At 37.4% G+C, this 23,513-nt stretch carries 23 protein-coding genes and 1 riboswitch; of the genes, 5 read left to right on the top strand and 18 right to left on the bottom strand.

The features are described from left to right. Positions 1–9 precede the first annotated feature (9 nt). From KYI10_02335 to KYI10_02325, 3 genes are read right to left on the bottom strand one after another with little or no spacing between them, the layout of a single operon-like run. Positions 10–1,470 carry a DNA-binding protein gene (locus KYI10_02335; protein QYA33296.1) on the bottom strand — a complete coding sequence of 487 codons (1,461 nt, stop codon included), beginning with the start codon at positions 1,468–1,470 and terminating at the stop codon, positions 10–12. A 41-nt stretch (positions 1,471–1,511) separates the two neighbouring features. Beyond that, positions 1,512–1,808 carry a hypothetical protein gene (locus KYI10_02330; protein QYA33295.1) on the bottom strand — a complete coding sequence of 99 codons (297 nt, stop codon included), beginning with the start codon at positions 1,806–1,808 and terminating at the stop codon, positions 1,512–1,514. A 55-nt stretch (positions 1,809–1,863) separates the two neighbouring features. Next, a complete protein-coding gene (locus tag KYI10_02325) occupies positions 1,864–2,739 on the bottom strand; it encodes a hypothetical protein (protein ID QYA33294.1) in 876 nt (291 codons plus the stop codon). Between the two features lie 109 nt (positions 2,740–2,848). On the opposite strand from KYI10_02325, the gene KYI10_02320 reads away from it, so the two are divergent. Further along, entirely contained in the window at positions 2,849–3,358 is a 510-nt protein-coding gene (locus KYI10_02320) for a cupin domain-containing protein (protein QYA33293.1), read from the top strand. 100 nt (positions 3,359–3,458) lie between these two features. Here KYI10_02320 and KYI10_02315 read toward each other — a convergent pair whose 3' ends face one another. Further along, positions 3,459–3,899 (bottom strand): GNAT family N-acetyltransferase, encoded by a 441-nt coding sequence (locus KYI10_02315; GenBank protein QYA33292.1) that lies wholly within the window; start codon positions 3,897–3,899, stop codon positions 3,459–3,461. A 248-nt stretch (positions 3,900–4,147) separates the two neighbouring features. Here KYI10_02315 and pflB point away from each other — a divergent pair, with 248 nt between their 5' ends. After that, positions 4,148–6,397, top strand: coding sequence for a formate C-acetyltransferase (pflB, locus tag KYI10_02310; protein ID QYA33291.1), 2,250 nt, complete (start codon positions 4,148–4,150; stop codon positions 6,395–6,397). Positions 6,398–6,437: 40 nt separating this feature from the next. Beyond that, entirely contained in the window at positions 6,438–7,193 is a 756-nt protein-coding gene (pflA, locus tag KYI10_02305) for a pyruvate formate-lyase-activating protein (GenBank protein ID QYA33290.1), read from the top strand. 86 nt (positions 7,194–7,279) lie between these two features. On the opposite strand, the gene KYI10_02300 is transcribed toward pflA, so the two are convergent. The 7 genes from KYI10_02300 to KYI10_02270 all read right to left on the bottom strand — a co-directional run bounded on the left by KYI10_02300 (position 7,280) and on the right by KYI10_02270 (position 14,197). Beyond that, entirely contained in the window at positions 7,280–9,316 is a 2,037-nt protein-coding gene (locus KYI10_02300) for a sodium:proton antiporter (GenBank protein QYA33289.1), read from the bottom strand. A 117-nt stretch (positions 9,317–9,433) separates the two neighbouring features. Next, on the bottom strand, positions 9,434–9,907 hold the full coding sequence (locus KYI10_02295; GenBank protein ID QYA33288.1) for a DinB family protein: 474 nt from the start codon (positions 9,905–9,907) through the stop codon (positions 9,434–9,436). Between the two features lie 156 nt (positions 9,908–10,063). Beyond that, complete coding sequence (locus KYI10_02290; protein QYA33287.1) at positions 10,064–10,546, bottom strand: DUF456 domain-containing protein; 483 nt, start codon at positions 10,544–10,546, stop codon at positions 10,064–10,066. After that, positions 10,543–11,763: a sugar efflux transporter gene (locus tag KYI10_02285; GenBank protein ID QYA33878.1), complete on the bottom strand. Its 1,221-nt coding sequence runs from the start codon at positions 11,761–11,763 to the stop codon at positions 10,543–10,545. The genes KYI10_02290 and KYI10_02285 overlap by 4 nt, the downstream gene beginning before the upstream one ends. 148 nt (positions 11,764–11,911) lie before the next feature. After that, positions 11,912–12,568, bottom strand: coding sequence for a GTP pyrophosphokinase family protein (locus tag KYI10_02280; GenBank protein ID QYA33286.1), 657 nt, complete (start codon positions 12,566–12,568; stop codon positions 11,912–11,914). Positions 12,569–12,586: 18 nt separating this feature from the next. Next, positions 12,587–13,447: a LysR family transcriptional regulator gene (locus KYI10_02275; GenBank protein ID QYA33285.1), complete on the bottom strand. Its 861-nt coding sequence runs from the start codon at positions 13,445–13,447 to the stop codon at positions 12,587–12,589. 15 nt (positions 13,448–13,462) lie between these two features. Continuing rightward, a complete protein-coding gene (locus tag KYI10_02270) occupies positions 13,463–14,197 on the bottom strand; it encodes a TatD family hydrolase (protein QYA33284.1) in 735 nt (244 codons plus the stop codon). Between the two features lie 101 nt (positions 14,198–14,298). Here KYI10_02270 and KYI10_02265 point away from each other — a divergent pair, with 101 nt between their 5' ends. After that, a complete protein-coding gene (locus KYI10_02265) occupies positions 14,299–15,168 on the top strand; it encodes an SDR family oxidoreductase (GenBank protein QYA33283.1) in 870 nt (289 codons plus the stop codon). 34 nt (positions 15,169–15,202) lie between these two features. Here KYI10_02265 and KYI10_02260 read toward each other — a convergent pair whose 3' ends face one another. The 3 genes from KYI10_02260 to KYI10_02250 all read right to left on the bottom strand — a co-directional run bounded on the left by KYI10_02260 (position 15,203) and on the right by KYI10_02250 (position 18,263). Then, positions 15,203–15,742, bottom strand: a complete 540-nt coding sequence (locus KYI10_02260; protein ID QYA33282.1) for a DUF402 domain-containing protein — start codon at positions 15,740–15,742, stop codon at positions 15,203–15,205. A gap of 79 nt (positions 15,743–15,821) precedes the next feature. Next, positions 15,822–17,600, bottom strand: coding sequence for a DHA2 family efflux MFS transporter permease subunit (locus KYI10_02255; protein ID QYA33281.1), 1,779 nt, complete (start codon positions 17,598–17,600; stop codon positions 15,822–15,824). A gap of 12 nt (positions 17,601–17,612) precedes the next feature. Then, positions 17,613–18,263 (bottom strand): HlyD family efflux transporter periplasmic adaptor subunit, encoded by a 651-nt coding sequence (locus KYI10_02250; GenBank protein QYA33280.1) that lies wholly within the window; start codon positions 18,261–18,263, stop codon positions 17,613–17,615. Positions 18,264–18,403: 140 nt separating this feature from the next. Here KYI10_02250 and KYI10_02245 point away from each other — a divergent pair, with 140 nt between their 5' ends. Beyond that, positions 18,404–18,946 (top strand): TetR/AcrR family transcriptional regulator, encoded by a 543-nt coding sequence (locus KYI10_02245; protein QYA33279.1) that lies wholly within the window; start codon positions 18,404–18,406, stop codon positions 18,944–18,946. A 202-nt stretch (positions 18,947–19,148) separates the two neighbouring features. Here KYI10_02245 and KYI10_02240 read toward each other — a convergent pair whose 3' ends face one another. From KYI10_02240 to KYI10_02225, 4 genes are all read right to left on the bottom strand, one after another. Next, positions 19,149–19,991: a MetQ/NlpA family ABC transporter substrate-binding protein gene (locus KYI10_02240; GenBank protein QYA33278.1), complete on the bottom strand. Its 843-nt coding sequence runs from the start codon at positions 19,989–19,991 to the stop codon at positions 19,149–19,151. A gap of 14 nt (positions 19,992–20,005) precedes the next feature. After that, entirely contained in the window at positions 20,006–20,671 is a 666-nt protein-coding gene (locus tag KYI10_02235; protein ID QYA33277.1) for a methionine ABC transporter permease, read from the bottom strand. Further along, positions 20,661–21,677, bottom strand: coding sequence for an ATP-binding cassette domain-containing protein (locus tag KYI10_02230; protein QYA33877.1), 1,017 nt, complete (start codon positions 21,675–21,677; stop codon positions 20,661–20,663). The genes KYI10_02235 and KYI10_02230 overlap by 11 nt, the downstream gene beginning before the upstream one ends. Positions 21,678–21,750: 73 nt before the next feature. Then, a riboswitch (SAM riboswitch) is annotated at positions 21,751–21,856 on the bottom strand. 80 nt (positions 21,857–21,936) lie between these two features. Next, positions 21,937–23,466 carry a phospholipase D family protein gene (locus KYI10_02225; protein QYA33276.1) on the bottom strand — a complete coding sequence of 510 codons (1,530 nt, stop codon included), beginning with the start codon at positions 23,464–23,466 and terminating at the stop codon, positions 21,937–21,939. Between the last annotated feature and the right edge of the window lie 47 nt (positions 23,467–23,513).

The raw sequence follows: 23,513 nt of genomic DNA, 5'->3' as shown, positions 1-23,513 counted from the left end.
GACCTCTTTTCAGCTATTTATGTCTATACGCTCAATATGTATCATCTGTTCTTTCACATACACTTTAATCGTAACTGAATGCACTGCTTCTCTTGCAATCTTACCATTAAAATAGCAATGAAAGCGATTATCTTTTGCGCTCATATTATATGTATCAGATTTCCCTGGTGGACGACCGTTAAATAATCCAACCTGTCTTCCATCACTATCTATGAGTTCGATTGCAACATCTTTCATCTGCTTTTGACTATATATATCGATCTTGATATAGTCTCCCGGATAAACGGATGATGGCGCCTGTATTTCAAGTGGCTCAGATTTCTTTGTAACGGACTTATTCTCTACTCGTTTATTTGAATCTGCACCGAAACTCCCCTGTTCAAAAGTAGTAGGGTCATACCACTTGTAACCGTGGCCAGGTTGTCCCCAAGGTTCTTGTTTTGGTTCCTTAGATTGCTGTGGAACTTCCATTCTTAATAGGGGCGTCTTCTGATCTGACGTCACTTTACCTTCTAATGTAGTATAAGCTTCAGGTTTCATCATCCAGGTAACCAAATTTTTGAGCAGTACTTTATGACTCGCTTCTTCAATACCATCGTACGTTCTCTTCGTATTACCGTTGTCTTCACGTACATACTTTGGTGTTTCATCTTCTACTATCGAAGAATCACCGATAAAGACAGCCTTTCCTTTTTTATACTTACTGATCGCTACGAAGGCGCCTTCATCTTTACCCCCTTTTGTGTATATCCCTTGGTCAACCGCGTGCGGCCAGCGATCATTTTGTGATAGTTTGCCTGGGTAGATAATTCCTTTTGCGATTTTAGGGTTCGTAATTGCTATTGTACTGCCTGCGTGCATGTTGATACTTTGCACATTATCCAGAAGACCGAAAGCATCGTATGCTGAATCTGCATCAATCCTGACATTATTGAGGGCATTATATCTAAAACGTACACCAAATGTATCTGAAAGAAAATCTGAACCTTTCACATTCTGCATACGCTCTGATTGCTTTTCATCGTGTGATAATCCTTTTGTAATATCATCAAATGCGCCCCTTCGATATCCATTGAATATTTCTGAAGAGTCAAATCGATTTAAATTTCGATCCGCATTATAATGGTCAGCAATCATCATAATACTCCCCCCTTCACCGACAAAACGTTGAATAGCCTCCTGTTCTTCAACTTTAAAGGGAATATTAGGTTCAGGTATAATGACTGCTTTGTACTGTTTTAATTTTTCATATGTTAATGTCGTGTCATAATCAGTGCTCACTGTTTTATAATCCATATCACGAATTACATCATTGAAACTAGAGAAAGCACCGTCAATCACCCAATCTGCTTCACCTGCAGTCTGTCCATGTGCAGCATCAAATAGGACATCAGCTTGTCCATCATAAAACTGTGCTGGCTGCGTGCATCCCGTGAGAAACAATATGGATAAAAGTATCAACTTCTTCATAACCTTCTCCTTTATAAAAAGCCTTAACAGATGCTAAGGCTTTATGATCTCGTTTTATATGATATTAATCTAATCTTAACTTTATCCTTCTTAAGATGTTGTCTGCCATCCTTTCGGGTTGTAACAGTTACATCAACTTCATCTTCAGACTCGTTAAACTGATAATTGATTATATACGTTTCAAAATCTTGCTCAAAGTTTGGCTTTTGTGCAACAACACGTTCAATATCTCCAAAAGTATCAAGTGCTGTATAGCCTGTAATATGCTCTAACTCACTTGCAATTTCAGTCAATGTCATCGTTTCGCCTTCCATTAATACGAACTTTTCTTCATGCATGATATCACCTCTAATATATTTAATTTATTATTCCCTTAATTATAAAAGAAAAACATCAGGAAATCGTATAAGGTTCTGATACAATTTCTGATTGTGCTTCACTATTCGGCTTTGTCGATGTACCACCTAATAAATAGAGTTTTCCTCCATCTTGTGTTAAAGCTTGATATGTCTTTTCATCTAGTGCAATCGATTTATAGCTCACTGTAGACTCCTTTGGCCCATATTCATTGTACGCCCGTTCTTCAGACTTCACGAAATCTTCTTGTAATTCCTGAGGAATAAATGATGTCGCATCAGAATAAATGACAGTCTTTCCAACTACAAGCTTGCTCGTATTATTATAGTAGACAGGAGCCTGATTATTATTTTTCGTATGGACTTCATAAAGAAGTGTATAACCGGAAGATGCGCCTTTAAAAATAACCTTTTGATTTTCTATGTTTGTAATCTTAAAAATCTGTAGACGCTTAACATTGCTCTCAATATCGTTATCATGTATCGATAGATTAACATTATCAATCGACTTCACAAGTGTCGATTTGCCGTGCGTTGTTGTCTCTATAGTGTTCGGCATCGTTTTAGCAGCTAACATTTCCTTAACTTTTTGCTGCTGCTTTAATCGTTCTTCTTTCTTTAGCTTAGCTCTCGTCTTACGCTTTTCCTGTTCTAGCTTTTTAGCCGCTTCTTCTTTTGCGATCTGTTCTTTAATTTCGGCTTCATTTTTTTCTTCTATCTCTTTTAATTTATCTTCATTTGCTTTTATTTTTTCATCTAGTTTATCATTTTTTTCTTTAATCGCATGATATTCTTTCGTTAGCTCCGCCTTTTTTGCGTCAAGCTTTTCTACAGACTGCTTTAAGTCTGTCTCTTTATTACCACATGCACTCAGCACTAGAGTAAGTGCCAGTACACTTGTTACATATTTCAATACAATCCCACCTTCACAATATATCTATATTCTATCATAATAACAATAAAATATATTGTATTAACACCCTTTACAAGGGGTATACTACATATAAAAGGAGGTATAGCTTATGAAATATAAAATATTACACACACCCACATCCCCTTCTACACCCAACCATATGATTCTGCCGGTAATTATATATAATACAGAGGAAAGTCATTTCGAAACACGCTTTAAAAATAATGCATGGCATAATATATGGACCAATGGTGTATTTGATTATCATCACTTCCATCCCAACCAGCATGAAGTCCTTGGGGTAAAAAGTGGTCGTGCCACACTATTAATCGGTGGGGAGAACGGCCAAAATATTGAAGTTACACAAGGTGATGTTCTATTATTACCAGCGGGTTACGGTCATAAAAAATTAGAACAAAGTGACGATTTTACTATTGTAGGTGCATATCCAGATACAACAGCAGCACAAACATTGACATCTTATGAGAATATAAATGAAGTAAACAAGATCATCAATACTGTACCATTACCTGACACCGACCCTGTAGGTGGAAGTACAGGCCCGATGTTTAAAGAATGGCATAATATTTATCAGTGCAGTACAGTCAGAGGTGGCTAACGTAGAAAAACGGCGTTTCGAGACTCAACAAAGTCTGAAACGCCATTTTTAAATAATCCCTTGATTAAAACTAATCTTTCTTTCATCGATGTATAACGTGCTAATCATATGGCATTTCAATATGTTTATACATCAATTTATCATCTGCCCTATAGCCAAGCTTGTGGTTAAGTCTTCTCATAGCGTGATTATCCGGATGAACGTGTCCATAGATATAGTGGACATCTGCGGCTAATGATAATCTCTCTACATATTGCTTAAGCCTATGTGCATATCCTTTGCCGCGTTCATCTGGATGGACATATAAGGACTTAACATGTGTCTTCTCTCCAATATGAAACCAGATAAAGGCTGATAATCGTGCTTTTTCGACTATAATGATGCGATCATGATTATATTTCATCAGCAATCGTATAGATTCAGTCCTGAGTTTTACTTCAAGTTCAGTCGTTACATAGTGGCTATCATAGGATTTCGGTATCTGCTCATGTATCCATGCAATTTGCTCAATCAGCGGGTCCTCGCTTGTTATTTCTTTCATTGTAATCACCTCAATCATTGTACATGTATTTATTTTTTAAAACTACTTTTTAGAATCATAAGAATAAAAGTTTCAATCTGTTATATATAATAATCTCTTTTTTATCCTCTGTATCATTACAGTTAAAGTACTGGTATGAAGGGTTTTTGCATTTTTTAAATTTTTTTATGCTTTTGTGATACTTTTCACGTAATCCTTGTTATACTAAGTTTGTGAATTGGTGAACAAAAAATTCTGGAGGGATTTATATGTTTAAAGAAGAGACAAAAAGAACAAATGCTTGGGAAGGGTTCAAATCAGGTAAATGGAACAAACGCGTTGATGTGCGTGAATTTATTCAACTGAACTACACACTTTTTGAAGGTAAAGATGAATTCTTGGCTGGTCCTACTGAAGCTACGAAAAAACTTTGGGAACAAGTGATGCAGTTATCAAAAGAAGAACGCGAACGTGGTGGTATGTGGGATATGGACACTAAAGTTGTATCTAGCATTACTTCTCATGATGCTGGATATTTAGACAAAGACCTGGAAACAATCGTTGGTGTTCAAACTGAAAAACCTTTCAAACGTTCAATGCAGCCGTTCGGTGGGATTCGTATGACGAAAGCAGCTTGTGAGTCGTATGGTTATGAGTTAGATGCCGAAACTGAACGTATCTTCACAGATTACCGTAAGACACATAACCAAGGTGTGTTCGATGCTTACTCTAAAGAAATGTTAGCTTGCCGTAAAGCCGGCGTTATCACTGGTCTTCCAGATGCTTACGGTCGCGGCCGTATTATCGGTGACTATCGTCGCGTCGCTTTATACGGTGTGGATTTCTTAATGAAAGAAAAGCATAAAGATTTCCATAACTTATCTAGTGTGATGAGCGAAGATATTATTCGTTTACGTGAAGAAGTATCTGAACAGTACCGTGCATTAAACGAATTGAAACAGTTGGGTGAAATATACGGATTTGATTTAAGCCGTCCAGCTGAGACCTTCAAAGAAGCTGTTCAATGGACTTACCTTGCATACCTTGCTGCAATTAAAGAACAAAACGGTGCAGCAATGAGTTTAGGTCGTGTATCTACATTCTTAGATATTTACGCTGAGCGTGATCTTAAAGCGGGTACCATCACTGAGATGGAAGTTCAGGAAATTATCGACCACTTCATTATGAAGTTGCGTTTAGTTAAATTTGCACGTACACCAGACTACAATGAATTATTCTCTGGAGATCCAACTTGGGTAACAGAGTCTATCGGTGGGGTTGGTATTGATGGCCGTCCACTTGTAACGAAAAGTTCATTCCGTTTCTTACATTCATTAGATAACTTAGGTCCAGCACCAGAGCCAAACTTAACTGTACTTTGGTCTACGCGTTTACCTGAAAACTTTAAGAAATACTGTGCTAAGATGAGTATTAAAACAAGCTCAATCCAATACGAAAACGATGATTTAATGCGTGAGAGCTACGGTGACGATTATGGTATCGCCTGTTGTGTATCAGCGATGAAGATTGGTAAACAAATGCAGTTCTTCGGCGCTCGTGCGAACTTAGCAAAAACATTGTTATACGCTATTAACGGTGGGATTGATGAAAAGTCTGGCGCTCAAGTAGGTCCAAACTTTGCACCGATTACTGATGAAGTCTTAGATTATGACACTGTATACAAACAATTCGATCAAATGATGGAATGGTTAGCTGGCGTATATATTAACTCATTGAATGTTATTCACTATATGCATGATAAATACAGCTACGAAAGAATTGAAATGGCGTTACATGATACTGAGGTCATTCGTACGATGGCTACAGGTATCGCTGGTCTTTCAGTTGCAGCTGACTCATTATCAGCTATTAAATACGCGAAAGTAAAAACAATCAGAGATGAAAACGGACTTGTTGTCGACTTCGAAACTGAAGGTGAATTCCCTCAATACGGTAACAACGATCCACGTGTTGATGATATCGCAGTTGAACTTGTAGAATCATTTATGGCAAAACTTCGCAAACATAAAACATATCGTGATTCAGAGCATACAATGAGTGTGTTAACAATCACTTCAAACGTCGTATACGGTAAGAAAACAGGTAACACACCTGACGGACGTAAAGCAGGAGAACCTTTCGCGCCTGGTGCGAACCCAATGCATGGTCGTGACACTAAAGGTGCACTTGCATCATTATCATCAGTAGCAAAATTACCATATGACTGCTGTAAAGATGGTATCTCTAATACGTTCTCTATCGTACCGAAATCTTTAGGTAAAGAAGACGATGCACAGCAATCTAACCTAGTTGCAGTATTAGATGGATATGCGATGCAGCATGGTCACCATTTAAACATTAACGTGTTCAACAGAGAAACTTTACTCGATGCAATGGAGCATCCAGAAGAGTATCCACAGCTTACAATCCGTGTATCAGGATATGCAGTAAACTTTATTAAATTAACACGTGAACAGCAACTAGACGTTATTTCCAGAACATTCCACGAAAAAATGTAATGATAATATATGATTAGTATTATGAAGGACGGGGATTATTATGATTAAAGGACATATTCATTCAATCGAGAGTTTAGGAACAGTTGACGGACCAGGGTTACGCTACATCTTATTTACGCAAGGATGCCTACTGCGTTGTCAGTTCTGTCACAATCCTGATACTTGGGAGATTGGTACACCATCACGTGAAGTGACAGCAGAAGAAATGGTTGCAGAAATTGTTCCTTACCTCCCCTACTTCAATGCATCAGGCGGTGGCGTAACGATCAGTGGCGGAGAGCCGCTGCTCCAGTTACCATTCATAGAACAATTATTTAAACAATTAAAGGCAGAAGGTATCCATACTTGTATCGATACATCAGCAGGATGTTTTAATGAAACTCCCGCTTTTATGAATCACTTTGATCCTGTACAAGAAAATACAGATTTATTCTTACTCGATATTAAACATATCGATAATGAGAAACACTTAAGTTTAACCGGAAAACCCAATACCCATATACTAAAATTTGCCCGTATGTTATCAGATAGAAAACAGCCCGTATGGATTAGACACGTGTTAGTGCCAGGTGTTACTGACGATAAAGATGATCTCATCAAGCTGGGTCAGTTCATCAATAGTCTAGAAAATGTTGAAAAGTTCGAAATCCTCCCGTACCACCAGCTTGGTGTTCATAAATGGGAAGCACTTGGTATTAAATATCCGTTAGAAGACGTTGAAGCACCAACGGATGATGCTGTAAATCTCGCATATGAATATGTTGATTTCCAAGGTAAAACTCCCCTAAATGCTTGATAATATTATTAGAACGAATAAGAAGGAAGCCTGAAAGAGTATCATTTCAGGCTTCCTTCTTATTCGTTAATGGTATCAATGTCTGTCTAGTCTTCCGTATCCAACAGCATCATTTCATCATAGTTCAATGCTTGTCTCAACTCAACTGCTACTTCACGACTGATCTTAGCTTTTTTCACGAGCCTTGCTACCATATCTTTTTCGACTGCTAATACATCAAGCGCAAATAACGTTTCATCATCATCAATCGTTTCATTCGTGGCATTTCTCTTAATCTGATTTACCCGATTCAAATAGTTATCTGACACAAGCGCAACTTCTATCCGATTCTCTCTACTTATTTCTTCGGACAATCGTTGCACAACGTTATAGTGTACACGTGATGCAATTTTTTGAATTTCTAACAGACTATTTTTTAGCGAGAGCGAACTTGACTGATTCAATCTATTTTCAAATGCTTTACGCTTACCATGCATGCGAATTAAAAACACCATTCTTCTGAAGAAGCTTGTCGAGGCGAATATCTTTGTTCTTTCGATATATTGAACGTAGTTGTTAAATGCACTCTGTGTAATCTCATCATTTTCTACCAGTTCATCAAGCGTTTTCATTTCTGTTTCAAGTGCAATCGCATGCAGTCTATCAAACTCTTTCGGATTATACTCTCTGTCACTTACCTCACTATAAAATCCAACCTGCATCGTATACTGACGTATGAGATTTCCGGCAATCATACTGTTTTCAGGTGTAGTTTGTTTATGAATATATTTCATTCCAAATTCTTTGATCAATATATATGCTTCTCTGAAATCAAGGTGGGAATCTACGCTATTATCTTCTGCTTTTGGTGTTAATAGTGGTAAGAAAATTTGTGCAACAACTAAACTAATGACCACCACACCTGCTGTGATAAATAGTAAGTTATCGCGATAGTTGAAATACTCTCCGTTCATGATTTCTACTGGTATCGTCAATGCTATGGCCATAGAGATTGTGCCATGCACACCACACACAGTAGCAATTAACGCATACTTAAAACGATTGGGTCTCTTATCAAATTTATCAATATCTTCATGCTTTAGCACTTTTTCAAAACGACTTTCTGGAATATAAAACTTATTATAGAGTACAAATACCCATATAAACCTAAAAATATAAACAAGTAATGCGATTACAAGCGTGTATATCATTGTTGAAAAAATACTTTTTTCATCATGTTCAGTCAGCGAAAGTGTAACTTGAGGGATTAAATACCCTAGCAATGTAAAGACAAAGCCATTCAGAACAGTAGAGAGTAATCCCCATGTATTGTTATACCCAAGTTGCAAACGTGTCGTCGCTTGAGATAACCTATCTCGTTCAATTCCATGGATGATTCCGCCAACTACAGCTGCAATAATACCTGAAACGTGAATACTTTCAGCAGCCATGTAAATGACAAAAGGTGTAAGGAGCTGTATTAATATATAAATATATTCATTTTCAAACCCTTTTCTAACCAGAAGGATTCTAATCTGTACAAAGATTAATCCTATAAACAGACCCACAACTAAACCACCTAATGAAGAGATAAAGAACTGTGTGATCGAACCTGTGACACTAAATACACCTGTCGTTAAAGCGACAATCGCGATATTAAAACTTAATATCCCCGCTGCATCATTCAGTAAAGATTCTCCTTCAAGAATCGTCATCAGTCCACGCGGGAGTTTCTTATCTTGTGCAATCGCCTGAACTGCCACCGCATCAGTCGGACAAATAATTGCAGCGAGTGCAAAGCATGCAGCCATCGGTAGAAATGGAATCATACTATGTGTAATGTATCCCAGACCAATTACAGTTGTGAAGACAAGGCCTAGCGCCATCAATATAATTGGTTTTAAATATTTAATCATATATAGCCTGGATACAGTGTAACCTTCAAGAAATAGTAATGGTGCGATAATACCAATTAGAAAGAGTTCCGGTTCAAAATCTACATTTAGAGGGATAGGTGTTAAAAAAATGAGCATCCCTATAGCTATCTGGATAAAAGCGAGCGGAACTTTAGGGATGTAAAAATGAATCACGGTGGAAATGATAACTGCAAGTACCAAACTGAGTATTACGATAAAATTCTCCAAAACTGACCACTCCAATATTTATATTTGATGCTATTAACGATTCAAAGTTGTAAATTTAATTCAAAAAAATAAGCAGACTGTAAAAAATAGATACAGTCCGCTTGAATAAACTATTTATTATTCACTGTCTCGTGATGGCCCATAAATGCCAGGGACTTTAAGACCCGCTTGTCTCATCAATACTGTCATCTGTCCTCTATGATGAGCCAAGTGTGTAATATTTGAATAAAGTAAAGCACCTTTAGCGAGATTATGTCCAAAGAAATCAACATCATCATTCAAATTCTCGTCTGTTAGGCTAGCTTCATAGGCTGCTAACGTATTGTTAACTATCTTCTCTGCCTCCTCTAAAATCTCCGCTTTCGTTTCTGGCATAGAAGAGCTATAGTTCGCACCTTCTACTGAAATACCTGCGCGTTCTGCAAACCCACCGAGACTTTGAACGATATGCCAGGTAAGCTCTCCTAACGTTCTATCTAGTTCAGTTACCGCTTGTGTTAAAGATTCATCTGTTAATTCTCTTATACAGGCGAGAGTCGTTTCACCTTCCTGACGATACTGGGTAATAAAATCATTTTTGCTACGAAACATATATGTTCCTCCTAGGTTTATTATTATTAGTTATTATATCCCACCAATTGATGCTTATGAAACATTTTGATTATAGAAAATTGGCTCATGTGTATTATTTATGCGCTAACTTGCCACATCACTATCTATTAACAAGATTATTGTTTCCACCAAAGTCTATATCAACACATCCAGTACGAACCAGATGACCATAATAATCAATATTAAAAACTTGGCGACGGTACTTGTCAAAAATCCAAAGAGCGATCCGATGCTCGCATTAAAAGCTCTTGTTATATCTCTTTGGATAAAAAGTTCAACAAATAATACCATTATAAACGGCACGATGATAATGCCGAGCGGTGGAAAAAGGAAGCTACCGATAATGATACCGATTGCTGCTGTAAATTCTCCTGCTCTTGATCCACCGTACCTTTTGACGAAGTAACTGCCAGCTATATAGTCGCTGATTAACGTAACAAAAGTCAGCATCGCCATCGCAATCCAGAAGAACCATGTCAATTCTTCGTTATTGATACCAAAATGATAGATAAAAAATCCTACCCACATCAACAGCACACCTGGCAGCATTGGTACGACCAGCCCAACGAATGCTGCGATAAAACTAATAATGACGACCATCCATAATACTATCATCATGCTAAATCCTCCATCTTTATGGGTTTCGTGAATATTAATAAAATAAATGCAATTAATACGAATGACGAAGATACATAAAATACATTTCCAAGTCCTACAACGTCACTCATGACTCCACCAAGTAGGTTGCCGAGTAATTGTCCTGCAATCATCGCATTAGAAAATAATGTCGATGCATATCCTGGAAAGTCCGGCAATATATCCTGAAAGTAACTGATTCCTAAACCTAGCAGTATGGCTAAGAAGAACGCTAAACCAATTTGACCGATGAGCATCGCTGTCACACTGTCAAATAAACCGATTGAAAGATAGTAGCCTCCACCAAATACTGCACCAATCATCAATAATGTACGCGTTTGAAATCTGCTTGCTAGTATACCTAGAATAATCATAAACGGAACTTCAAGTCCTGCACATAAACTTGCTAAATAACCAACATTCGCTTCATCTGCATTTAAGAATTCTGTTACGAATAAAGGCATGTTCAGCGTATACATCCATTGTCCAATATGTAAGAATACAAAAGCAAGGAACGGGATAAGCAAGTACGTATCTTTCAAAAGGTTTGGTGCAACTGGTTCAATGTGGCCTTTAGCATGCGCTGGTTTTTCCACTTTAACCTCTTTATAAAAGAATAAGAACGACAGTAATACGATAATATAAAGCAGAATTGTGCCACCAAATATTCCAGAAAATCCAAACTTCTTAAGCAAGACCGTCCCAACGAGCGGTCCGAACAAGAAACCGAAGCTAAACATAGAACGAAGGAGTGTATTCGCAAATACAGCATTTTTACTTGAAGCTGACACATTGATACTTTCTCGTGCTGATGCATAGAGCTGTGGCATAGCAGGCGCACCCATACCCCCAAAAAACACATATATCATGATGAAAACGACAGGATTATCGATATAGAAATACGTACTGAATGCGATTGCAGCCATCATTACTGAAAACATGATCATATACTTACGATTAAAGTTCGCCCGATCAGAAAACCTTGCAACAATTGTGTTGACCATAAATCCAGCCAAGGCAAACAACGCCATCATAACACCATATAATCCTCGTGTCATTCCGAGTTCCTGAGTTGCATACAGGACAAAAAACGGCACTGTAATCGCTAAAGCCATACCAAGCAGAATCATGTTGATAAGAAATAATTTATAGTTTTTAATTGTGAGAAGATCTCGAAACATTGAACACACTCTTTTCATTAGATTCATTTTGTTTTATTATATATGAAATTACTTTTTTATGTGAGAACTGCGACTTAATGATGTAGCCGATCAACCTAAAAAGATGACTGGAAATACTCCTGTCATCTTTTCATATCATATACCAGTGACTTCGTACTGCGAATCTTTAATCTAATAATATGGTATTACGCACTTCTGTCATCTTACGATCCAGTTCACTTGAAACATCCGCGACTTCCTTCAGTTCACGGCGTATGCTGTCATTTAATTTCTTGGTATTATATTTGTATTGTAGCTTATGCTCTGTAGATGCGAAGAAATCCATGGCTAATGTGCGAATCTGAATTTCTGCAGGGACCCACTTCACACCTTCAGAGAGCACTAGTTCTGTTTCAACGATTAGATGCAGACTTTTATAGCCACTTTGTTTCGGATTTTTTATGTAATCTTTCACACGTACAATTTTAAGATCATTACGTCCCTTTAAAATATCATATATTTTATAGACATCGTCTTCAAACGTTGTAACGGTTCTTACACCAATAATATCAAATATATTCTCCTGTATGCTCTTTAAATTAAAGTCTATTTCTTTTCGTTTTATTTTGTCACGTAGTGAGATGGGTGACTTAATACGTGTCTTTATGTATTCAAATGGAGAATAACCATACTTCGCCTGCCATTCTAAGTCGATGACCTCTATATCACTTTTTAATTCTAATAAGCCCATCTCATATTCTTTAAATAAATAAGAAAAATCTTCGCCCAGCTTGATGATTTCGGATTGGTCTTCTATTTTTTGCATTACATTCTCAATATCCATTTGCTATCCTCTTTCAATTCATAAGCCGTTGACGACTTCTTTTAATAATGCGATAAACGCACTCACCTGAGGGAGGCTCAATATATCATTCTCATAGGATATGTATGTCTCCCTTAATAATTCCTGTCCATGTGCCTCGACAAGCTTAACTTCAAACTCTTTACGATCAATATCTTCTGCTACAATTTCAGGAAGTACAGTCATCCCTACCCCACTTAATAGGAGTGCCTTACACGTCGCTATCTGATCTGTCTTTATCTGTGGTGCATATTCTTTGTTGAATAACTCAGTGTACCATTGTTCTATCTCTTTCAAATAGACCGGATCTGCCTGAAATTCAATCATCGGTAATGTATCTAATACATCCTTCTTACCCTTCGGATAAATAAAATAATGCTTTTCTTGCATCAGTCGTTCATTATGGAGGTTCATTATCTTTGTTCCACGTATAACGGACACGTGGAAGTCATGACGATTATTCATAATGCGTGTACTGGAACCAACCTGCAACTGAATCTTCACATTAGGATACTCATGTACAAAACGTTCAAGTACAGCCGGTAGTACTGTCTGTCCAATCAGCGAGGATACACCAATTGACAGGTTCCCGTTCACCACACCTTCAGAAGAATGAATCATTTCTTTAAGATTTGTCTCTTCTTTCAGCATCTTACGTGCGTGATTAATAATCGCTTCGCCGTGTGTTGTGACAATCAGCTTCTTCTTCGTTCTAATAAAAATTTCCGTGCCCCAGTCGTTCTCGATGGTCTTGAGTCGCTGACTGACTGCGGGCTGAGAAATATATAAAGTTTCAGCAGCTTTACGAAGCGTCTCTTCCTCATCCAAAGCTACAAGTAATCTGTAATCATCTATTTTCATATTATATCCTCAATCTTAAATTCGATAGAAAGCTTTCGTGTTATACGTCATAATAGATTCTATGTTTTCTGCCCTCGGATAAAACAGCTCTAGCTCCTTTATTATAGCAGAAAGCTGCGATTTAATCTCTTTTGCTTCAAACCCTTCGTGCGGCCACGGACCATCCGTTTCTATCATGAGTCGATGGAGCGGGAAAGCCTGGGCTACTCTTCTGGTCTTTACATTCCATAGAATATCAGGCGTTACACTGACCATGTAATCACTATTTAAAACCTCTTCCAATACATCTTTATCTGCTTTAAACCAATGAAAATGTGCTTTTTGAATTTGATATTCTCTTAAGAGTTCCATCACTATTCTCGCATCGTCATAGACAGCATGGAGTATGACAGGGAGTTGATGGGCTCTCGCTTTATTCATGAATGCTTCCAATATATCAATATACGGCTGCAATTTTATCGATTGATCCTGACGCATTAAATATTGCGGCAAGCCCACTTCACCGATTGCCACAATCTCATGATGATGCGTATCGATTAAGCGAAGAATTTCTTCTACTTCATTTTTATCAATGCGCTGCTCAGGATGATACCCTAAAGCAATATGAATATTTTCATTCTTAAGTGCAAGTAGTCGATAGCAACTCTTCAAGTCTGTTGCAACGGCAACACATTGTATATTTTGCGACATGATATCTTGAATATCTTTATCGCTATACTGATTGATATGAATATGTGCATCTATCATCATAAACACCTCATTTTGATTTTAACATAAATTTTACACAATGTTTTAAAGGGTCACATAAAAGGAATAGTTAATTATTACTATTATTTTGAGGAGGAGTCATAATGAACAAATATGAAAAGATCGATAAAGAAATTAAAGGTTATACACAACCCGAACAGCCTGGTATCGAAAAAGAAATGGATCCAAAACCGATTGCAGAAGATGATAAATATAAAGGATCAGATAAATTAAGAGGGAAAGTCGCGCTTATTACCGGTGGTGACTCAGGTATAGGTCGTGCTGTAGCCATATGTTATGCAAAAGAAGGTGCAGACATTGCGATTGGGTACTATAACGAACATGAAGACGCCAAAGATACAGTCGCACGTCTAGAATCACTTGGCGTTAAAGCAAAGGCCTATGCTTTCGATCTTAAATCAGAAGAACAATGTAATCAATTAATCGCAGATGTTACATCGGAATTCGGAAGTTTAAATATTCTTGTGAATAATGGAGGCGTACAGTATCCACAAGAAAGTTTACTTGATATTTCTAGTGATCAGATTAAAGAAACATTCGAAACGAATATATTCGGTATGATGTATGTTACTAAAGCTGCACTACCGCATCTTTCTAAAGGTGATGCCATTGTTAATACGAGCAGTGTGACTGCTTATAGAGGTTCTAAAACATTAATTGATTACTCTGCTACTAAAGGTGCGATTACATCATTTACACGTTCACTCTCACAAAACATAGCAGAAGAAGGCATTAGAGTAAATGCTGTTGCACCAGGACCAATCTATACACCGCTCATTCCTGCAACGTTTCCTGCTGAAAAGGTAGAGAAACATGGACAGGAAACCGCCCTCGAACGTCGCGGGCAACCAAGCGAGATTGCACCGGCATATGTATTCCTTGCTAGTGACGATGCATCTTATATCACTGGTGAAACAATTCATATCAATGGTGGAGACTACATTTCAGGTTAAAATGCGTTGAATAAAATTAAAACGGAAAGGACGACTATGTCCTTTCCGTTTTAATTTCGGCTTTACACTTGCTTGCGAGCTGTTCAAAACATATGAAGTTGTCTTTCACTTCATCCATCACTTCTTGAGCAGTCTTATAGGCAAGTTCATATTGCGCCTGCGTAATAACCTGCTTTTTCAGTGCACGTTTCACATCTGCCTCATCTACTAGTTCATAGCGTCCGTCAGGTAATACAAGTACATCAAGATAGAGATCATGGGTTCTTGCCTCACCCATTTCCACAATATTCTCATCATTAATATCGAAGTAATACTGTAGCGGCTTATCTTGTGCATCATACATTACAGTAATGCTATAGTGCTTATCTTTCGGTAAGATTTGCAACCAGCGAAACCCGTTGTCAGCTACTACAATGCTTTGATCGATAACCTTAATTTCTAGCGGTGACTTTACCTTTATCATCTCAATCTCACCGATTATCCCATCAAACCACTCATCACTGACACGAATTTCCTTATAATGTTTCTTTAAGAGACGACGCCAACTTCTTTTATCAATGTACTTTGTCTTCATATCGCCTCACTCCTTATTCTTTATTATATAAAAATAAACAAGTATGACAAATAATTATGCCTTACTTGTTTATTTTTAATCAAAGCTCTTCAGCACGATAATGTTCTTTTCCTTTTAAGAAGAAGGACAGTATAAATGCCAGTGCACTTAGCGCTGTCGCTACCCAGAAGGCATCGTTAATACCATTGATTGTTGCGACCTTCTGAAGATATCCCATTACAAGTTGACCACCCGCTTCTTGTGATCCGACACTGCGACCAATCTCAGCAAACTGTCCTGCAATTTCTGGATGCGTCTTATCCATTGTATTCGAAATATCACCGACATGTGCTGTGGTCTGTTGTGTCATAATCGTAACCAGTACAGCAGTACCGATAGACCCTGCAAGCTGACGTACCGTGTTACTGATGGCGTTGCCATGCGGAATCATTCTTTGTGGTAATGCGTTCATACCTGCAGTCATAATGGGCATCATAATAAAGCTCATACCGAAAGAACGCAGTACATAAATACCTAATATCGTTGAATAAGAAGTGTCCATGCTCAATTTTGTGAGTTCCCATGTTGCATACGTCATAATAAATAATCCAAATATCGCAATCGGCTTAATTCCAAATTTATCAAGCAGACGACCCGATATAGGTCCCATGAGTCCCATGAGTAGCGAGCCAGGTAATAGTAGTAATCCTGAATCTAAAGGAGAAAAACCTCGAATAGACTGAAGATATACAGGCAGAAGTAACATACCTCCGAATAAACTCATCGTTACAATTACATTGATCAGCAATGTAAATGAAAACCCTGTATACTTTAACGCACGTAAATCCATCATCGGAGCTTTCATAGAAATTTCTCGATAAACAAATAATGCAACGAATAAGAGTCCAATGATCATCATTGTAATTACAGTTGCTGAATCCCAGCCTTTATTCCCCGCTTCAGAAAAGCCATAAAGCAAACTACCAAATCCTAGTGAACTAAATACGACACCAGGGACATCTAGCTTAGGATTACTTATCGGTTGATAGATTTTGAACCAGAAGAAACCGATAATAATTGCGAGTATTCCTACAACAGACATCACATAGAACATCACATTCCAATGATAGTTCTGAATAACCCAACCCGTTAATGTCGGTCCAATTGCAGGTGCAAGAATGAAGGCGATCCCCATCATTCCCATTGCAGCTCCGCGTTTCTCAGGCGGGAAGACTGTCATAAATACGTTTGTTCCAAGTGGCATCAAGATTCCTGCTCCAACCGCCTGAATTACACGACCTGTCATCATTACAGGGAAGTTCGTACTTATGGCACAGATAACAGAACCTATTGTAAATGCAATCATCGCAAACATAAAGAGCTGACGATACGTAAACTTCTGAATCAAATAAGCACTGACAGGAACGAGAATCCCGTTTACAAGCATAAACCCTGTTGTTAACCATTGTGCAGTTGAAGTAGAAATACTGAAGTCATTAATCATAACAGGGAGTGCCACGTTTATTAACGTTTGATTTAATATTGCAACGAACATCCCCGCCATGAGCGCAGTAATAATCTTCGCCAAAGTGATACCTTTACCGAACGTTACAAGTGCTTCAGGCTTTTTCACCTGTTCATGTACAGGACGATTGACATCTATTTCCTGTTTCATTTTCTCATCTTGTATATGTGATTCATTTATTTTCGGTGCAGTTGTAGGTTTAACTTGTGCGTTTGACATTGGTTCATATACTTTTTTATCTTGTTTTTGAATAGAACGATGCTGAGCTTTGCGCTTTCTTTTAAGCATTACTCTATTAACGACGAAGAATGTCAGCAAAGAAAATAAGCTGTATAAAATAATCATCGAGGTCATACGATAACCTCCTTAGTTTTTATGAATGCGTACAGTTACATTCATTCCTGGTAAAATGTCTAACGATTTTCCTTTTGAAAGTTCAATCTTAACTGGAACAACTTGCGTTACCTTCGTATAGTTTGCATTACCATTTGATGAAGGTAATAGACTAAAGCTAGATGCTGTTGCTAAACCAATTTGTTCAACTTTCCCAGATAAAGTCGTATCTTTATATCCATCGACATATACATCGACATCCTGACCCTTTTTAACACCGTCAAGTTCAGTTTCTTTAATGTTTGCAGTAACGAATAATTGATTCATATCGTAAGCATAGGCAATCGGAGTACCAGCACCTACAAATCCATTTTCTGTTGCTTGCTTCTTCACAATCGTGCCATCCTGTGGCATCGTAATATCAACCTTAGTTGGGTTACCGTCTTGACCAGCGCCTGCTACAGTACCAAGTTTGTCATCCTTAGATAATTTGTCGCCTACCGTTTTATTGAATGAAACTAGTTTACCTGCAACTGGACTTGCAATAGAGACTTGCTCTCCGTCAATCTTCGCATTGTCCGTCTTTACATAGTTTGTTGCTTCATCATAGAAGTGAAAAGCGACTACGCCAAGCACTGCTAAGATGATTAAAGTTAAAATATTGATCATTACTAATTTTTTCATGTTTACTTCCTCCCAATTTTTCGCATAAACAATATTATATAATGATTTACTAAACAATCAACCAACAATATTTGTGAATCTGTTGGAAATTAAGTAAAATAAATAGATAATACTATTAAATAAGAAGAAATGAGTCATGTATGGACAAAAAACAGTTAATCGAAAACAGTTTAATACAATTGCTGGAAGAACACCGATTCAGAGAAATAACGATAAAGATGCTATGTAATAAAGCTGGTATTAATCGTTCTACTTTCTATGCTTATTTTGAAGACAAATACGCATTACTGGATAGCATGATAGATTCACATATTTCACATCTAGAATCAATATTATATACTGATCTGCAGGACCTTCACTTACAGAGAGACAAAAAATCATCAATAGAAAAATACCTTGAACACATATTCCAGTATATTCATGAGCACAGACAATTCTTCAGAGTGTTACTCACCTTGCATCCTGCACAAAACTTTACACAGAAATTATTATCAAATTGGCGCAATAATTATATGCACGTCCTTGAAACAACTGCTAGTCTTCAGTATCCTGATTATTTTATCAGTTACACATTAGGGGGCCAGTTCGGTGTGTTGTATTTCTGGTTACAAAATGATTGTCCGGAACCTCCTGAAGTTATCAGCAAGATTATTCATAATAACATCATGAAAATTAATCGCTAATCTTAAAAAGATGGCTGGAAAATTATCTCCAGCCATCTTTTCATGATTTCATTCGTATCTGAACGCTCGTGTCACGTCCTTTTATTTTCAGCGTTCCACGAGCAGAAACTTCAATAAATCAAAAAGATGGCCCAAAACATAGACCATTTTTTGCCATCTTTTCATGATTTTACTCGTATCTGAACGCTCGTGTCACGTCCTTTTATTTTAATCCTTCTTCAATTTTCTTAATTTCGTCTGCGCTTAAGTTCTTCGCAATTTCGCCATCTTTTGTGTCTTCTTTCAATGCATCTTTCGCTTTATCTGAATGATAGAGTTCTACAATCTTTTTATATGTCTTGTTATCTTTATCTTTCGTCTGTGCAGCAATTACATTGATATACGGTGCAACATTTTCACTATTTGAATCTTCTAAGTAAATTGGATCATCTTGCGGACTAAATCCTGCACGCGCTGCAACACCGTTATTGATAATACTTGCTGCAACATCTGGTAATACACGTGGTGTCTGCTGTGCTTCAATCGGTTTAATCTTAAGGTTTAACTTGTTTTCTTTAATCTTATCTGGGCCACCAAATAATCCGAAGTCATCTGATAACTTAATCAGTCCACCTGCTTCTAATAAGCGAAGTGCACGTGCTTGATTTGTTACATCATCTGGAATTGCGATTGTTTCACCTTTTTTGATATCTTTAATATCTTTTACTTTTTCTGAATATACACCTAGTGGTGCAAATACTGTAGTCCCTACAACTGAAAGGTCTAATTTATGATCCTTTTTAAATTGGTCTAAGAATGCGAAATGCTGGAATGCGTTTAAATCGATTTCACCTTCATTCAAAGCATTATTTGGTGCTGTGTAATCCTGAAATTCTACAAACTCAATATTAATGCCTTCTTTTTTCGCTTCTTCTTTAACAACTTCCCATACCTTTGAATCTATACCTGTAACACCGATTTTTACTGTCTTATCTTTATCCTCTTTTCCTCCACATGCTGCAAGTACAACCACTAACGATAATAATAATACCAATAATTTTTTCATATTCTTTTCTCCTTTTATAATCTACTTGTATATATGCTTGCTACTTTGTTACCGATAAATTGTGTAATCTGTACTAATATAATCAGAATGACGACTGTTATAAACATGATCAGCACGTCAAATCTTTGATATCCATAAGTAAATGCTAAATATCCAATTCCACCTGCACCAACAAGTCCTGCCACAGCTGAGAATTCTATTAAAGATACAGTTGTAAATGTAAGACCTAATATTAAAGCGCCTGCAGCTTCTGGGATGAGTACTTTGAACAGTATGTCGAACTTGCTTGATCCCATCGCTTCAGCTGCTTCAATGACTCCTCTATCTACAGACACGATGTTATTTTCTACAATTCGAGCGATAGAAAGCGAGGCTGCAAGTGTCATCGGAAATATTGCTGCCCAGATGCCAATAGATGTCCCGACTAGAATTCGGGTTATCGGAATCAATGCTACTAGAAATATGATGAAAGGTATTGGGCGTATCGTATTAATAATGGCGTTCAATATACTGTTCACTACTTTATTCTCGAGTATATTACCTTTTGCTGTTGCATAAAGCAGTATACCAATTGGTAGTCCAATGAGCGTTGCAAAGATTAACGTGATCGCAACCATAATCAGTGTATTAATTGTCTGTTCGATAATAACGGGATAGAACGTCGTAATATCAGTTTTCAAATCCTTCAACCTCCTTTACTTTAATGCCTTTTTGTATGAGATCGTCTAGCGCACTGTTTATATGTTCTGGTTGTCCGACCGCTTCAATCAGTAAATTACCAAATAACTTATCGGTTAACTCCGTTATACCGCCGTATAAAATATTGAAATCTACATGATACTGACGTCCAACTTCACTTAGTGCCGGTTTTAATATTTGTTCATGATTGAATATAAAACGATATAAACGTCGATTACTAATGTCAATATCTTTAGGGATATCATCATTCAGCACACTGTGGACAAATCGTTTTGTTGTTGCATGTTGCGGTGAAGTGAATAACTCGAACACTTTATTCTGCTCAACAACCTTCCCTTTTTCCATTACAGCCACTTCATCACAAATCTTTTTGACGACCTCCATCTCATGCGTAATAATAACAATCGTAATATTGAGCCGCTGATTAATTTTCTTGAGTAATTCCAGGATATCGTCTGTTGTCTCTGGATCCAGGGCACTCGTTGCTTCATCGCATAATAAGATATCCGGTTCAGTTGCAAGGGCTCTTGCAATACCAATACGCTGCTTCTGTCCTCCTGAAAGTTGATTTGGATAGTCATCTTTCTTGTCACTCAGGCCAACAAAGTTTAAGAGTTCATCCACTCGCGCCTCAATTTCCTGCTTGCTATATTTCTTTGTCAGCTTTAATGGATATCGGATATTATCACTGACTGTTTTCGATTTAAATAAGTTGAACTGCTGAAAGATCATTCCAATATTCTGTCGCTGTTTTCTAAGCGCACTTTCTTTCAATGCTGTAATCTCATTACCTTCAACAAACACTTGACCTGTCGACGGTTTTTCAAGTCGATTGATCAGTCTAAGTAAAGTAGATTTACCCGCACCTGAATATCCTACAATACCGAAGACCTGACCTTTTTCAATAGTTAAGCTGACATGGTCTAAAGCATTGATGTCACCTTTTTTCGTGCGATAAACCTTCGTCACGTCTCGTACTTCAATAATTCCCATTCATTCTTTCCTCCTTAAAATAAAAAACGCTCACTTAGCCTGAGCTAAATGAGCGTTTGACGGTCAACATTTATCTGCCAAGCTAAAGCTTGATGGAATTAGCACAGTGCTCTCTAAAGAGTCTGCTGCTGAGACTTCGTCGGGCCATATCCCTCTGTCTCTCTTGATAAAATATGATTAAGTTGTTTTTTATATTACATGGGTTAGATTTATAAGTCAATGTATTTTCAGAATTTACTCAACTTTTTTTATATTAGAAACTTGATATTCCTGTAAATTCTTGGACTCTGTATATGACATCTTTAATAAATGACGGATCTTTCTTCACTTCATAATCGTCTGTAACATAAGCCTGTTCATTATTCCACATCGCACTAAATTCCCGATTCAGTCGATGGAAGACCGGAAGATCACTGCGTCCACTAATAATAACATCTGTCTCCATATTGTAGTCCCCAACATTACGACGTGTCAGATTAGCACTACCGAGTACCAGTGTACTCGTCTTACTATCTTTATATTGGAATAACGTATACTTCGCATGAAATTGTTCACCATGACTTACCGCCCATTTTACTTGAATCCTATCATTTGATTTGGATACTAGCTCATGTGCGACCGGTTTATTTGGAATACCAGGTTTTTCCTTACCAAATGCTTCTTTATTCACATCCAGTATCATCTGAATCCCGACACCTCGTTTCGATGCTTTTATCAATGCTTTAATGATATCTCTGTCAGAAAGATAGAACATCCCCATCTTCACACGATCTCCCGTTTTCGTCATATTGATCTGTTCGAGCAGTGCAGCTTTAATCTTACCTTCTGTGACTAGTGTTGTAGTATAGTCCATGTCACTACTATATGCACGGTGCGTAATATTAAAGTCACTTGCGGACAGCTTACTGCCACTCATATTAAGTGCACTCACTTCACTTTTTATCAAATCTTCCTGTAGCTTACCTGTCACTTTTACTGCAATATTCTGATGATGGGCACTCGGATCATGGGGGTTACTACTTGAGATTATTGCTGCATCTTCAGTGACCAGTGTTTTTCTATGGTTCGCTTTCATATTCAACAATCTGCCGAATCCTCTTACAGTAACATTTGGTGCGTCCTTAGAAAATATATTAGTGATTATTCCGTTCTCATTATTACCGAACCATCTTAATGTCGGACGCCATAACCCGGAATAAAGTGGATTGGAATCTCTTAGTTTCACAAGGTTCGTTTCATAGAGTACGATACCGTTATCGCGCAATTTTCTGTAGTGCTCTGGTGTATAGCTTCCATAAAAAGAATTGATGGGATCTGTCAACATGTAGATGCGAATATTGGGACTTTCCTTTTTCTTATCAATCAATGCTTGCGTCAGTGTTTCTGTCAGCTTTGTGAATTTTTTTTGTCCGTCATATGTATTGTTGAATAAAAACATATCTAAAATGATAAAATCATCTGCTTCTTGAATCGTTTTCAACTGTTCATTGAATATTTCATGGTTATAATACATATGATTTTCTTTCTCATACGTTTTGTCTACAAGTAGTTTCACATCATTTGTCTTACTTGATTCAAACCATTTGCTGACGCCGCCTGGCAATGGTTTGAACGCACCATAGATGACACTGCATATATAAATGATACATCCTAGAATAACGAAATGCTTGAATTTAAACTTTGACTTTGACCTTGATCTTTTTGTCTTACGCATTTTATTCACAGGACGCTTTTTAGCTGTAGATTGCTTTCTTGTCTGAACTGCTTTCCTTTTTGTCGCCATAGCACACCTCCTCATATAAATTATAACAAAAAGCAGGGAGTTCCCTG

Origin of the sequence: Macrococcus sp. 19Msa1099 (assembly GCA_019357535.2) — a bacterium.
GTDB lineage: Bacteria > Bacillota > Bacilli > Staphylococcales > Staphylococcaceae > Macrococcoides > Macrococcoides psychrotolerans.
This window is presented reverse-complemented; position numbering and strand designations above follow the sequence as displayed.

What these genes read in the sequence shown, in the direction of transcription:
- KYI10_02320 (QYA33293.1), top strand. Translation starts at nt 2,849, where the DNA reads ATGAAATATAAAATATTACACACACCCACATCCCCTTCTACACCCAAC.
- KYI10_02245 (QYA33279.1), top strand. Translation starts at nt 18,404, where the DNA reads ATGGACAAAAAACAGTTAATCGAAAACAGTTTAATACAATTGCTGGAA.
- KYI10_02335 (QYA33296.1), bottom strand. Translation starts at nt 1,470, where the DNA reads ATGAAGAAGTTGATACTTTTATCCATATTGTTTCTCACGGGATGCACG.
- pflB (QYA33291.1), top strand. Translation starts at nt 4,148, where the DNA reads ATGTTTAAAGAAGAGACAAAAAGAACAAATGCTTGGGAAGGGTTCAAA.
- KYI10_02285 (QYA33878.1), bottom strand. Translation starts at nt 11,763, where the DNA reads ATGAAAAGAGTGTGTTCAATGTTTCGAGATCTTCTCACAATTAAAAAC.
- KYI10_02275 (QYA33285.1), bottom strand. Translation starts at nt 13,447, where the DNA reads ATGAAAATAGATGATTACAGATTACTTGTAGCTTTGGATGAGGAAGAG.
- pflA (QYA33290.1), top strand. Translation starts at nt 6,438, where the DNA reads ATGATTAAAGGACATATTCATTCAATCGAGAGTTTAGGAACAGTTGAC.
- KYI10_02295 (QYA33288.1), bottom strand. Translation starts at nt 9,907, where the DNA reads ATGTTTCGTAGCAAAAATGATTTTATTACCCAGTATCGTCAGGAAGGT.
- KYI10_02265 (QYA33283.1), top strand. Translation starts at nt 14,299, where the DNA reads ATGAACAAATATGAAAAGATCGATAAAGAAATTAAAGGTTATACACAA.
- KYI10_02255 (QYA33281.1), bottom strand. Translation starts at nt 17,600, where the DNA reads ATGACCTCGATGATTATTTTATACAGCTTATTTTCTTTGCTGACATTC.
- KYI10_02280 (QYA33286.1), bottom strand. Translation starts at nt 12,568, where the DNA reads ATGGATATTGAGAATGTAATGCAAAAAATAGAAGACCAATCCGAAATC.
- KYI10_02290 (QYA33287.1), bottom strand. Translation starts at nt 10,546, where the DNA reads ATGATGATAGTATTATGGATGGTCGTCATTATTAGTTTTATCGCAGCA.
- KYI10_02260 (QYA33282.1), bottom strand. Translation starts at nt 15,742, where the DNA reads ATGAAGACAAAGTACATTGATAAAAGAAGTTGGCGTCGTCTCTTAAAG.
- KYI10_02330 (QYA33295.1), bottom strand. Translation starts at nt 1,808, where the DNA reads ATGCATGAAGAAAAGTTCGTATTAATGGAAGGCGAAACGATGACATTG.
- KYI10_02225 (QYA33276.1), bottom strand. Translation starts at nt 23,466, where the DNA reads ATGGCGACAAAAAGGAAAGCAGTTCAGACAAGAAAGCAATCTACAGCT.
- KYI10_02270 (QYA33284.1), bottom strand. Translation starts at nt 14,197, where the DNA reads ATGATGATAGATGCACATATTCATATCAATCAGTATAGCGATAAAGAT.
- KYI10_02250 (QYA33280.1), bottom strand. Translation starts at nt 18,263, where the DNA reads ATGAAAAAATTAGTAATGATCAATATTTTAACTTTAATCATCTTAGCA.
- KYI10_02315 (QYA33292.1), bottom strand. Translation starts at nt 3,899, where the DNA reads ATGAAAGAAATAACAAGCGAGGACCCGCTGATTGAGCAAATTGCATGG.
- KYI10_02240 (QYA33278.1), bottom strand. Translation starts at nt 19,991, where the DNA reads ATGAAAAAATTATTGGTATTATTATTATCGTTAGTGGTTGTACTTGCA.